The organism is Pseudomonas fluorescens (assembly GCF_902497875.1).
Taxonomy (GTDB): Bacteria; Pseudomonadota; Gammaproteobacteria; order Pseudomonadales; family Pseudomonadaceae; genus Aquipseudomonas; species Aquipseudomonas fluorescens_BR.
Genome location: NZ_CABVHY010000005.1, coordinates 112,119 through 124,608 on the forward strand (window position 1 = coordinate 112,119; position 12,490 = coordinate 124,608).

Genomic DNA, 12,490 nt, shown 5'->3' on the forward strand with positions numbered 1-12,490 from the left:
GTTTACTTCGCCCGGATCGCTCCCTCCGGGCTTTTTTTCGCAGCGGTTTTTTACCGCTTTACTCAAGGATCGCCTATGCGCCGTTTCCATACCGGTACCGACCTGAGTCGTGTTCACAGCATTGCCGAACTGGCCGACATGGCCCGGCGGCGTTTGCCTTATTTCGCCTGGGAATACCTTAGCGGAGGGGCCGAAGCCGAGTTGACACTCAAGGACAATCTTGACGCGTTCAGGTCCTATGGACTGCACGCCAGGGCCATGGTCCCGTGCCATACCCCCGATATGCGACGCGCCTTGTTCGGGCGAGTGCTGCCGGTGCCGATGCTGATCGGCCCGACCGGCTACAACGGCCTGTTGCACCGCGATGCCGACATTCATCTGGCCAGGGCCGCGACCGCACGCGGGCTGCCCTTCAGCCTGAGCACCGCGTCCAACACTTCTCTGGAACAACTCGTCGCGGCCGCACCTGGGGTCGACCTGTGGTTCCAGCTCTACGCCATGCGCGACCCCCGGGTGCAAGGCGACTTGTTGCGCCGGGCCGACGCCGTGGGTTGCCGCACTCTGGTGCTGACCTGCGACGCGATGGTCCTGGGCAATCGCGAATGGGACCGACGCAACTTCGCCAGGCCACGGCAGTTGTCGTGGCGCAACACATTCGACGTGGTGCGCCACCCGCGCTGGCTCAAGCAAGTGATGTGGCCGTCGGGGCTGCCCGGCATGGGTAACCTTGAGCCCTACTTGCCGCAGAACGAGCGTAATCCGCTGGGGTCCATGGCCTTTATCGGCAAACAGATGGACACCTTGCTCAACTGGGACATGCTCGCGCGCTTGCGTGACCAGTGGGGCGAGCGGTTGCTGCTCAAGGGCGTGTTGCATCCGGCGGATGTCGAGCGCGCCATCGCCTTGGGGCTCGATGGTGTGGTGGTGTCCAACCATGGCGGGCGCCAACTGGACGGCGCTCTGAGCAGCCTCGATGCACTGGCGGCCATTGCGCCCGAAGCGAAGGGCAAACTCAGCCTGCTGCTCGATGGCGGGGTCCGTCGTGGCAGTGACATTGTCAAAGCCGTTGCGCTTGGCGCCGACGCGGTCCTGCTGGGCCGCTCGACCCTTTACGGCGTGGCGGTGGCAGGCGAAGCCGGTGCCGGCAGGGCGCTGGATCTGCTGACCGACGAATTGAAACTGACTATGAATCTCATGGGTTGCACCCACCTCAACTACCTTGATCGCGACACGTTGTTCCAGCGCCGCATGGCCTGAAAAGGCCCTGCGGCCCTCCTGCCAGCTGGATGCGCGCAGGGGCAAAGGTTCCATGGCGAGCGCCGCGCCTGCAGAGGGCGAGCAGGACCATTGGTGTGCAGAATCGGGACGGTGCTTGCGCGTTTCGGGCAGCGGGCCTGAGGGGCCGTTGCTAGGATCGAGGCTCATCTACAGGAGTGCATTCATGAATATCAGTGTTATCGGCGGTGGTCACGGTTGCTATGCGGCAGCCATCGAGTTGGCGGAAAAAGGTCACTCAGTGCGCCTGTGGCGCCGAGACAGTGCCGCCCTGGAAAGACTGCAAAGCCTCGGCCATTTGGCGGTGCGCGACTTTCGCAGTGAACGCACCCTGAGCCTCGGTCAGCCCGGCGATGCCCTGACGCTGTCCGCTGACCTGGCGCAGGTCGTAGCCGATGCGCAATTGTTGGTCATTGCCTTGCCGTCGACTTCCCACGAAGCCCTGGCCGTCGAGTTGGCGCCGCTGCTGCGCGACGGTCAGGTGGTGTTTCTGCCGCCGGGCACTTTTGGCAGCATGGTGTTCGCCCAGGCCATGGATAAGGCGGGCAACCGCAGCAAGGTGGCGTTCGCCGAAACGGGCACATTGCCCTATCTGGCGCGCAAACATGGCGACAACCAAGTGGTCATCAGCGGCTATGCGACCCGTTTGCCGACCGGGGTCTTTCCGAGTCGCTTGAGCGAGTCGGCGTTCGCCGTGTTGCGCGAGGCTTACCCGAGTGTCGAACCGATCGAGGATGCCCTCAGTGGCGCACTGATGAATGCAGGGCCGATCATTCATCCGCCGTTGATCCTGATGAACGCCGGTCCCCTCGAACATTTCGAAACCTGGGACATTCACAACGAAGGCACCGTGCCTTCGATCCGCCGCGTGACCAATGCCCTCGACGCCGAACGCATAGCCCTGCGTGAAGCGCTGGGCTATGGGGCGCCGCACTTCCCCCTGGCCGATCACTACGCCACCGACGGCGATGAGTGGATGTATGGTCGCGGCGCCCATGGCAAGCTGACCGACAGCGGCGACTGGCGCGAAGACATCGACCTGCAAAAACACCGCTACATGCTCGAAGACACGCGTCTGGGCTTGTCGTTCCTGGTGTCGGTCGGGCGCTGGGCCGGGGTTCCGACGCCGGTTGCCCAGGGCTTGCTGAGCCTGGCCACGGTGGTCAGCGGGATCGATCTGTATGCCGAGGGCCGCACCCTGGAAAACCTTGGCCTGGACCAACTGACCCGCAGCGAAATGGCGGAACGCCTGACCCAGGGATTGCAGGCATGAACGCCAGCCTGGAACGTATCTGCATCGTGGGCGCGGGTCGCATGGGCGAGGGTATTGCCCTGGCGTTCATGTACGCCGGACTGCCGGTGACCCTGATCGATATCAAGCAGCGCGACGAGGAGGCCCGGGACCACTACTTCCAACAGGTCGAGGCCCATCTGCGGGACGAACTGGCGACCCTCGCGCGCCTGGGCTCCCTCGATCCGGCCCAGGTCGGGCACGTCATGAGCCATCTGCGCCTGAGTGACCGCGAGCGCAGTGGCGACGATTTGCAAGGCGCCGCCGTGGTGTTCGAGGCAGTACCCGAGGTGCTTGAGCGAAAGGCCGAAACCTTCGCCTGGCTCAGCGCCGCCTGCGGCAGTGAAACCGTGATTGCTTCCACCACCTCGACCTTCTTGGTGACCGAGTTGGCGGCACTGGTCACGCACCCGGAACGCTTCGTCAATGCCCATTGGCTGAACCCGGCGTTCCTGATGCCGCTGGTCGAAGTCAGCCGCAGCGAGACCACTTGCCCGAAGGTGGTGCAGCGCCTTATGGCGCTGCTCAAACGGATCGGCAAAGTGCCGGTGCAATGCTCTCCGGCGGCGGGTTACATCGTGCCGCGGATCCAGGCGCTGGCGATGAATGAAGCGGCGCGGATGGTCGAGGAGGGCGTGGCCAGCGCCGAGGATATCGATACCGCCATCCGCGTGGGTTTCGGCCTGCGCTTCTCGGTGCTGGGAATGCTCGAGTTCATCGACTGGGGTGGCGGCGACATCCTGTTCTATGCCTCCCATTACCTGGCCAAGGCCATCGACCCACGCTTCCTGCCACCCCGGGTGATCGCCGAGAACATGGCCCAGGGGCGCAACGGTTTGCGTGAAGGCCAGGGATTTTACGATTACCAGGACGTTGATCTGCAAGCCTACAAACTTCAGAGGCTGGGTGAGTTTACCCGCAAGCTCGAGTTGATGGGGCTGTCACCGGTCTTCAACGGTGCCGTGACAACGTCCTGAGCGCGGGGCTGACGTGTGTTTGCGACAGCTTCGCTTCCTTCAAAACCGCCAAAAGATCGCAGCCTGCGGCAGCTCCTACGGGGGGGTGTGTTCATCCAGTAACCCAGGGATGTACGCGGTCGGCGTAGGAGCTGCCGCAGGCTGCGATCTTTTGATCTTGCTGCCGGGCAACGGCGCACCGGAACGGGTGCGTCGGTTTTTTCGTTGTGGGTGCAGGTCATCCACGCACGTGTTTGATCCTGAGTCGAGGTTGTCATGAAGCTGTACGAACTGATCACGTTCACCGTGCGCGTGCGCACTGTCGCCACTGCCATGACCAGCCTGGAGCTGTGCCTGGCCGGCGATAATGCCAATGTGAAATTGATGGGCTGCTGGGCGTCCGAGATCGGCCCGTTGAACCAGATTGCGGTCCTGCGCGGTTTTGTCGATGAGGCCTCGCGCCAGGCCGAGCGCGAACGCTATCTGTCGAGCACCGATGCGTTCGGCATCGAGGCCTGCCTGACGGACATGCGGGTGGAGAACTACACGCTGTTTGACTTTATCGAACCGCTGCCCGCTGGCCGGCATGGGCCGTTCTACGAGCTTCGGGTCTATGACCTGGTGCCGTCGGGCCTGGCGCCGACGCTCAAGGGCTGGGAGAAGGCTGTCGGGCCAAGAACCACCGAGCAGTACTCGCCGGTGTATGGGGCCTTCTACGCCACCGACGGCCAGTTGCCGCGCTACCTGCACATCTGGCCCTACGCCACGCTTGAAGAGCGCCTGGATGTCCGCACCCGAGCGGTGCAAGAGGGCGTCTGGCCGCCGGAAAACTCCGGCCCGCAACTGCGCGACATGCACTCGACGATCTACCTGCCCGCGAGCTTTTCACCGCTGCAATGACCGGTAGGAGCGAGCTTGCTCGCGATCAGCGGTCTTTCTGATACACCGCTACGCGCGAGCTCGTTCTTATCAGCAATGGAGGCTCAGACGCCCAGGTAGCGCTGGGACAGTTCCGGTTGTTCGGCCAGTTGCGCCGGGGTGCCGTGCCAGACCTGGCGGCCTTTTTCGATGATGTGATGGCAATCGACCACGCGGGCCATTTCCTTGAGGTTTTTGTCGATGACCAGGATGGTCTCGCCCTCGGCCTTCAAGTTCGCCAGGCAACTCCAGATGGTTTCGCGAATGATCGGCGCCAGGCCTTCGGTGGCTTCGTCGAGAATCAACAGTTGCGGGTTGGTGAGCAGGGCCCGGGCGACCACCATCATTTGCTGTTCGCCACCGGAGAGGGTTTTGGACAGCTGGTCCTGGCGTTCCTGCAAGCGCGGAAACAACTGGTAGATTCGCGCCAGGTCCCACTTACCCCGGGTGGCGGTGGCCAGCAGGTTTTCCCGCACGCTCAGGCTGCCAAAGCCGCGCCGGCCTTCGGGCACCAGTCCCAGTCCGGCTTGGGCGATCCGGTAGGGCGCCGCGCCGCGCATTTCCCGGCCGTGGATCAATACGCTGCCGGCACTGGGCTTGAGCAGGCCCATGATCGATTTGACCGTGGTGGTCTTGCCCATGCCATTGCGTCCGATCAGCGATACCACCTGGCCCTGTTCGATCTTCAAGTGCATGTCGAACAGCACTTGGCTCAGGCCGTAGCCGGCCTGCAATCCACTGACTTCAAGCATGTTCTTCTCCCAGGTAGGCGGCGCGTACTTGCGGGTCGTTGCGGATCTGCTCGACGCTGCCGGTCAGGATGGTCTGGCCGTACACCAGCACGGTAATGCGGTCGGCCAGGGCAAAGACCGCGTCCATGTCATGCTCCACCAGCAAGATGGCGTAGCGACCCTTGAGTTCGAGCAACAATTGGGTCATGCGCGCCGACTCCTCGGCGCCCATCCCGGCCATCGGTTCGTCGAGCAACAGCACAGAGGCTTCCTGGGCCAAGGCCAGGGCGATCTCCAGTTGCCGCCGTTCGCCGTGGGACAACTCGCTGACCAGGGACTGGCCACGGGCACCCAGGCCGACGCGCTGCAGATAACCGCCGGCCGGCTCCAGCAGGCGGCGGTCGCTTGCCAGGGGCTTCCAAAAACCAAAGGTCTGACCGTCGCGGGCGGCAATCGCCAGGGCGACGTTTTCCAGCAGCGTGAAATCCGGGTACAGCTGGCTGACCTGGAAGGCCCGGGCCAGCCCGAGGCGAGGGCGCTGATGGGCGGGCACGTCGGTGATGTCACTCCCGGCGAGGAAGATCCGCCCTTTGTCCGGGCGAATCTCCCCGGCGATCTGCGAGATCAGTGTGGACTTGCCAGCGCCGTTGGGGCCGATGATGGCGTGCAATTCGCCGGGGGCGATATCGAAGCTCGCACCGTTGGTGGCCTTGACCGCGCCAAAGGCTTTTTCCAGACCCTGGATCGAGAGTTGCGGGTTCATGGACGTACCTCACTGATCTCGCCGTTGGCGATAGGGGACGGGCCCTGCGTTGTCGGGGTCTTGCGCCAGCGCGGCCATGGACTGAGCAGCAGGCCGTACAGACCTTTTTTGCCGAACAGCACCACCACCAGCAGCAGTGGACCGAAGATCAACAACCAGTGCTCTGTCCATAGACTCAGCACCTGCTCCAACCCCAGGTACACCGCTGCGCCGAGCACTGGCCCGAGCAGGGTGCCGACGCCGCCCAGAATGACCATCGCCATCAACTCGCCGGACTTGTGCCAGGCGCCCATGTCGGGGCTGACGAACATCGCGTAGTTGGCCCACAGAATACCGGCCAGGCCGCCGCCGACACCGGCAATGACGAACGCACTCAGTCGATAGCGCAGCGGATGCAGTCCCAGGCTGATGCTGCGGCGTTCGCTTTGCTTGAGACCGCGCAGAACAAAGCCGAAGCGCGAGTTCACCAGTCTGCGGCAGAACAGTAGCCAGGCCACCAGCAGCCCCAGGCACAGGTAATAGAATTGCACCGGGTTTTCCAGGTCCAGGCCCGGCAGCGTGTTGCGTTCGCTGAGCAGGATGCCGTCGTCGCCGCCGTACAGCGACAGTGAGCTGAGGACGAAATACAGCATCTGGCCGAACGCCAGGGTAATCATGATGAACTGTACGCCGCTGGTACGCAGGGAGAGATAGCCCACCACCAGTGCAAATAGCCCACAGACCAGAAGCGACAGCGGCCAGACGATCAGCGCGCTGTTGGAACCTTCCCAGCCCCATAACGGCATGACCTGGGAGGTGTGAAAACCAATGACCCCGACCACATAACCGCCCAGGCCGAAAAAGGCCGCATGGCCGAAGCTGATCATCGCGCCGTAGCCGATCAGCAGGTCGAGGCTCGCCGCGGCCATGCCGTAGATCGCCAGACGGGTGAACAGACTGACCAGAAAGGGTTCGTGCAACAACGACGCGAGCAGCGGCAGAAGGGCGAAGGTCGCCAGACAAAGCAGATCGATAATGACTCGGCGGGACATGTTTTTCTCCTCAGGCGCGCGCGGGTAACAGGCCGCGTGGGCGGACCAGCAGGACCACGGCCATGACGATGTAGGCGCTGGCGGAAATCAGCCCGCCACTCAAGGTGCCGCTGACTTCGGCGGGCAACAGTTGGTCGAGCAGTTGCGGGATATAGGCCCGGCCCAGGCCGTCTACCATGCCGATCAGCAGAGCACCGACCAGGGCGCCACGCACCGAGCCGACGCCGCCGACGACGATGACCACGAAGGTGGTGATCAGGACTTTTTCGCCCATCCCGATTTCCACCGACAGCAGGGGTGCCGCCATGAAGCCGGCAAGTCCGCAGAGCACGCAGCCGAAGACGAAGACCAGGGTGTAGAGACGCGCGATGTTCACCCCCAGGGCGCCGACCATCTCGTGGTCGTCGGCCCCGGCGCGGATCAGCATCCCCAGGCGGGTGTGGTTGATCAGCAGCCACATGGCAATGGCCACCAGCGCCCCGGCGCCGATGAACAGCAGGCGGCTGACCGGGTACATCAGCCCCGGCAGCACTTCGACGAACGTGCCGTACCACTCGGGGGTCGGCATGGCAGGCGGGCTGCGGCCGAACAGCAGCGTGATCAGTTCGTTGGTGAAAAACACCACGGCCAGGGTCGCCAGCACCTGGTCGAGGTGATCGCGGCTGTAAAGCCGGCGCATGATGCTGGTTTCAATCAGCAGCCCGTACAGCGCGGAGCCGACCATGGCGGCCAGCCCGGCGAGCCAGAACGAACCGCTGGCCGAAGCGGTGTAGGCGGCGCAGAAAGCCCCGACCATGTAAAAGGCGCCGTGGGCCAGGTTGATGACGCCCATGATGCCGAAGATCAGCGTCAGGCCGGACGCGAGCAAAAACAGCAGGGCGCTGTATTGCAAACCGTTAAGCATTTGTTCGAGTAGCAGCATGCTGGGAAATCCTACGAAAAGTGCCGGCCGCTCACGCAGGCAGGCACGAGACCGAAAGGTCGGATCACAGGGCGCATTCGGCGGCGAAGCTGTCCACTTGCGATTTGGCGATGGTCTGCACCGGCACCTGGATCAGCTTGCCGTTGGCGTCGGCTTCTACGCGCAGCAAGTACCAGTCGATGACCGCGTGCTGGTTCTTGCCGAAGGCGAAATCACCGCGGATCGAGTCGAACTTGACGTTGCGCAGCGCGTTGCGATACGCCTCGGGGTCTTTCATGTCGCCGTCCACGGTCTTGAGTGCGGCACCGATCAGCCTGGCGGTGTCATAGGTCTGGGCGGCATACACCGTTGGCACCCGGTTGTATTTTTCGCTGAAGGCTTTGACGAACGCCTGGTTGGCCGGGTTGTTCGACTGCGGGTTCCACAGGGTCACGATGTTCATGCCTTTGGCGACTTCGCCGGTGGCCGCGAGCATGCGTTCGTCCATTGAGAACACGGGCACGACCATAGGGATGGTTTTGTTCAGCCCTGAGCTGCCGTACTGCTTGGCAAAGTTGATGCCGGCGCCGCCGGGATGGAACTCGAAGATCGCGTCGGGTGCCAGGGAGCGGACCCGCGCCAGTTCGACCGAGAAGTCCAGTTGGTTGAGCTTGGTGTAGATCTCGGTGACTTCGCCTTTGTAGGTACGTTTGAACCCTTCCAGGGCATCGCGTCCGCCCTGGTAGTTGGGGGCCAGGATGACCATCTTCTTGTAACCCAGGTCGTTAGCCGCGACGCCGGCCATCTCATGGATCGTGTCGTTCTGGTACGAGGCCACGAAGTAGTTGGGCTTGCATTGCTTGCCGGCCAGGCTCGAGGGGCCGGTGTTGTTGCTGATGTAGAAACCGTCCTTGGTCGCGGTATTGACCACCGCGGCCAGCACGTTGGAGAAGATCACCCCGGTGTACAGTGAAATGCCGTCCAGGCTCATGCGGTCGACGATCTGCTTGGCCTTTGCCGGTTGCAGACCGTCGTCCTCTACCAGCAGGCTCACCGGCACGCCGCCAAGCTTGCCGCCTTCCTGGTCGATGGCCAGCTGAAAGCCGTCGCGCGAGTCTTCGCCCAGGTAGCCGGCGGGGGTCGAGAGGGTGGTGATAAAACCGATGCGCACCGGGTCCTGGGCCTGGGCCATGAGGCTGGTGAAGCAGCTGGCCGCCAGCAGGGTACCCACGAGTTGTTTTTTCATAGTGCCGCCTTTAGTGATGTCCGCATCGCGCGTGACGTAGTTGTTAGTTGAGGGCAGTAAAAAAGTGTCTGGTCAGTCAAGCGGTTTTGAGTCGAGTACGTTTCTGTGGCGAGCGAGCTTGCTCGCGCCGGGCTGCGTAGCGGCCCCAAAATGGGACTGCTGTGCAGTCCAGCGGGAGCAAGCTCCCTCGCCACGGGTCAGTGTTCACACCTGACTGGAAATTTATGGGTTGTTATCGATTCCAGTGTCAGGTGTTGCTCTCGGTGAATTTCTCGTAATACAGGTGGGTCTGGTCCAGGGCTTGTTCCACTAGCCACTGCTTGATCGACTCGACCATGGGCGGTGGGCCGCAGAGGTACATATCCAGGGCCTGGTCGCGAAACTCGGCGAGGTCGAAATGCTCGGTGATGTAGCCGCGCTTGCCGCTCCAGTCCGGCGTCGGGTCACTGATGACCGGAGTGAAGCGAAAGCCAGGGATCCGCTCGGCATAGGCCGCGATGTGCGCGGTCTTGCAGAGGTCGGCGGCGTTACGCACGCCGTAGTACAGGTGTACCGGATGACCGCAGCCGCCACGCTCGGCGATCTCGTCGAGCATGCCGAGGAACGCCGAGAGCCCGGTGCCACCGGCCACGAACACCAGCGGCTTGTCGACGTGGCGCAGGTAAAAAGCACCGAGCGGCGCTTCCAGCATGATCTCATCGCCGATCAGGCTGCGTTCGCGGATGTAATTGCTCATCACCCCGTCGGGCAGCAGGCGGATGAGAAATTGCAGTTGGTTGCCGTTGTTGGGGCGGTTGGCGAACGAGTAGGAGCGCTTGCCGTCCGTGCCCGGCACTTGCAGTCGGGCGTACTGGCCGGGCAGGAAGTCCAGTTGCTGGCCATCGGCGCCGGCGTCCAGGTGCAGGATGGCGGTGTTGGGCGAGACCTGCTCGACGGCCCGCACGATGCCCTTTAGCCGATCTGGCCCTGAGGCATTGCACAGGCTCGAGGCGAAGTTGAAGTAGAACGCCGCGTCGGACTTGACCCGAGTCTGGCAGGCCAGCATTTTGCGTTGACGCAAATCCTCGGCCGACAGGGTTTCATCGTCCACGTAGTCCTGGCTGTACTGGCCCGACTCGCAGCGACCCTGGCACGTCCCACAAACGCCTTCGCGACAGTCCAGGGGAATATTGATGCCGTTGCGCAGCGCTGCATCGAGCAGGATTTCATTGTTCTGTACCGGGAAGAACAAGGTTTTCCCATCGGCAAAACTGAACGCTACCTTGTGATTCATGATCCAGAACCCCGCCAATCAAAGGTGATAAAAATCGAGCACCGAGTTGATGGTGTCGTTGAGCAGCAGCACATGCTTACGGGTGATCTTCCAGCTGTCGCCGACCGGCTTGAGCTGGTAGGTGGCGCGACCGTAGAACTGCTCGGAAGTGGCTTGGCGATAGAACAGCGTGTGCCAGTTGAGGCGCACCTCGAGGCCATTGTTTTCCGTGGGTTCGATGCGCAGGTTGTTGACCAGGTGCAGGGTCCTGGGCATCGGCGTGGCCGAGGCCGCCTTGCCGGTGCGCAGGCGGAACACCCGGTCTTCAAGGCCGGAGCGGTTGGCGTAGTAGATCAACGACATCTCGCGCTTGGGGTCCTTGGTGTAGACATGTTCGGAGTCCCACTGGGGGAGGTGGAATTCGCTACTTTCGTCGAACAGCTCGATGTAGGCGTCCCAGTCCTGAGCGTCGCACAGCTCGGATTTACGGTAGAAAAACTGTTCGATCTGGTACTGCAATTGCGCATTCATGTTCACACCTCACGCAGCTTCAGGGATTTCGCTTCCAGGCCATTGAGCAGAAATTTCTGCCAGTTGCTGTGCTGGTTGACGTACAGCCCTTCATGGGTGAATTCGGTGCCGGTCAGGGCTGGGGCGATACCGATGGCTTCGCTGTTGCGGGTCGGACCGGTGACCCATTTGTCATAGCCGCGGGATATATCGCTCCAGCGTTCCAGGCGTGCCTGGAAACCGCGCTGGGCCTCGCGGAACTCCACCAGGTCGTCCGGGGTGCCGAGGCCGGACACATTGAAGAAGTCCTCGAACTGCCGAATCCGGTTCTCGCGATCGGCGTCCGACTCGCCTTTAACCCCCAGGCACTGGCTGATGACTTCGGTCTTGTTCCAGGCCACCGGGCGAATGATCCGCAGCTGCGAGCTGATCTGGTCGAGGAAGAACAGACTGGGATAAATATTCAGGTTGCGCAGGCGATGCATCATCCACTCGGCCTTGTCCTGGCCGTGTTCCTCGACCAGGCGCGGCATGATCGTCGCGTAGCCGGAACGGACCGCCGGGTTGGGCATGTCGCTGAACAACAGGCTGTGGCCGTTATTGAACGAGAACCAGCCGTCATCAGTGTCGGCGTCGCCGGCCCCGAGTTTGCTGTAGTCCAGGGTAGTGCCGGTGCTGGTGCCGTTTTCGCTGTTGACCTGCTGGCGATGCTGGACGGTGGCCACATAGTTGTAGTGGACGGTGCTGACGTGATAACCGTCGAGGCCGTTTTCGTTCTGCAGTTTCCAGTTGCCGTCGTAGGTGTAGGCCGACTTGCCGGGCAGCACTTCGAGTTCACCGGTGGGCGACTGGGCAACCATCATGTCGAAGAACACCTTGGCGTCGCCGAGGAAGTCTTCGAGGCTGTTATCGCCGTGCACGTCCAGGCTGATGAACACAAAACCCTTGTAGCTCTGAATGCGGGCTTTTTTCAGGCCGCGAGTGGCTTTGTCGAAACCTTCCGGGTATTCGCCAGGTGCCTTGACCTTGACCAGGCGTCCGTCGCTTTTGTAGCACCAGGCGTGGAAGGGGCAGGTGAAGGTCGACTGATTGCCCTTGCCGACGCGAGTCAAGGTCGTGCCGCGATGCTGGCAGGCATTGATCAAGGCGTTGAGCTGACCGTCGCCGTCACGGGTAATGATCATCGGCTGGCGCCCGGCACGCATAGTGATGAAATCGTGATTGTTGGCCAGCTCGCTTTCATGGCAAGCGTAGATCCAGTTCTTTTCGAAGATCAGCTCCATTTCCAGATCGAAAAGTTCCGGCTCGGTAAACATATCCCGGGCAATCCGGAAGATGCCTTCTGCCGGACGAAAGTCCAGGCAGCTCTCAATAAAGCCTTTCCATTGTTCGACGCTTTTTGCGCTGCTCATTAATCAATACCTCTTTGCATCGGGCTAATTCGTGCATGGAGTAAGTGTTTCGTGTTGGCATTAAATAAGTTTCCCGCCTGGGGGTCTATCCGCTTTGTCGGCAAACACAGTCCATAAAATCAGGCGGCTCACGGCGCGGTCTGGAAGTCTTGAAGCGCCAGCCCGGGTTGGGCTTGGCGCTGGCTGGAAAGTGCGAATTAATTG

12 protein-coding genes are annotated in these 12,490 nt (G+C 62.1%); 4 read left to right on the plus strand and 8 right to left on the minus strand.

Annotated elements, in window-relative coordinates:
* Positions 1-75: 75 nt before the first annotated feature.
* The 4 genes from F8N85_RS06365 (at position 76) to F8N85_RS06380 (ending at position 4,422) form a co-directional block, all read left to right on the plus strand.
* Entirely contained in the window at positions 76-1,257 is a 1,182-nt protein-coding gene (locus F8N85_RS06365) for an alpha-hydroxy acid oxidase (protein ID WP_150802810.1), read from the plus strand.
* A 184-nt stretch (positions 1,258-1,441) separates the two neighbouring features.
* The gene (locus F8N85_RS06370) at positions 1,442-2,548 is read left to right on the plus strand and encodes an NAD/NADP-dependent octopine/nopaline dehydrogenase family protein (protein ID WP_150802811.1); all 1,107 of its coding nucleotides are present in this window, start codon (positions 1,442-1,444) and stop codon (positions 2,546-2,548) included.
* A complete protein-coding gene (locus F8N85_RS06375) occupies positions 2,545-3,543 on the plus strand; it encodes a 3-hydroxybutyryl-CoA dehydrogenase (protein WP_150802812.1) in 999 nt (332 codons plus the stop codon). Before F8N85_RS06370 ends, F8N85_RS06375 begins: the two co-directional genes overlap by 4 nt.
* A gap of 255 nt (positions 3,544-3,798) precedes the next feature.
* Positions 3,799-4,422 (plus strand): NIPSNAP family protein, encoded by a 624-nt coding sequence (locus F8N85_RS06380; protein ID WP_150802813.1) that lies wholly within the window; start codon positions 3,799-3,801, stop codon positions 4,420-4,422.
* Positions 4,423-4,505: 83 nt separating this feature from the next.
* On the opposite strand, the gene F8N85_RS06385 is transcribed toward F8N85_RS06380, so the two are convergent.
* The 8 genes from F8N85_RS06385 to antA all read right to left on the minus strand — a co-directional run bounded on the left by F8N85_RS06385 (position 4,506) and on the right by antA (position 12,286).
* Positions 4,506-5,192: an ABC transporter ATP-binding protein gene (locus F8N85_RS06385; RefSeq protein WP_150802814.1), complete on the minus strand. Its 687-nt coding sequence runs from the start codon at positions 5,190-5,192 to the stop codon at positions 4,506-4,508.
* Positions 5,185-5,934, minus strand: a complete 750-nt coding sequence (locus F8N85_RS06390) for an ABC transporter ATP-binding protein (RefSeq protein ID WP_150802815.1) — start codon at positions 5,932-5,934, stop codon at positions 5,185-5,187. Before F8N85_RS06390 ends, F8N85_RS06385 begins: the two co-directional genes overlap by 8 nt.
* Complete coding sequence (locus F8N85_RS06395; protein ID WP_150802816.1) at positions 5,931-6,965, minus strand: branched-chain amino acid ABC transporter permease; 1,035 nt, start codon at positions 6,963-6,965, stop codon at positions 5,931-5,933. The genes F8N85_RS06390 and F8N85_RS06395 overlap by 4 nt, the downstream gene beginning before the upstream one ends.
* A gap of 10 nt (positions 6,966-6,975) precedes the next feature.
* Complete coding sequence (locus F8N85_RS06400; protein ID WP_150802817.1) at positions 6,976-7,887, minus strand: branched-chain amino acid ABC transporter permease; 912 nt, start codon at positions 7,885-7,887, stop codon at positions 6,976-6,978.
* 64 nt (positions 7,888-7,951) lie between these two features.
* A complete protein-coding gene (locus F8N85_RS06405) occupies positions 7,952-9,112 on the minus strand; it encodes an ABC transporter substrate-binding protein (RefSeq protein ID WP_150802818.1) in 1,161 nt (386 codons plus the stop codon).
* Between the two features lie 247 nt (positions 9,113-9,359).
* A complete protein-coding gene (antC, locus tag F8N85_RS06410; RefSeq protein WP_150802819.1) occupies positions 9,360-10,385 on the minus strand; it encodes an anthranilate 1,2-dioxygenase electron transfer component AntC in 1,026 nt (341 codons plus the stop codon).
* Between the two features lie 18 nt (positions 10,386-10,403).
* Positions 10,404-10,895: an anthranilate 1,2-dioxygenase small subunit gene (gene antB, locus F8N85_RS06415; protein ID WP_150802820.1), complete on the minus strand. Its 492-nt coding sequence runs from the start codon at positions 10,893-10,895 to the stop codon at positions 10,404-10,406.
* Positions 10,896-10,897: 2 nt separating this feature from the next.
* Entirely contained in the window at positions 10,898-12,286 is a 1,389-nt protein-coding gene (gene antA, locus F8N85_RS06420; RefSeq protein ID WP_150802821.1) for an anthranilate 1,2-dioxygenase large subunit, read from the minus strand.
* Positions 12,287-12,490 lie beyond the last annotated feature (204 nt).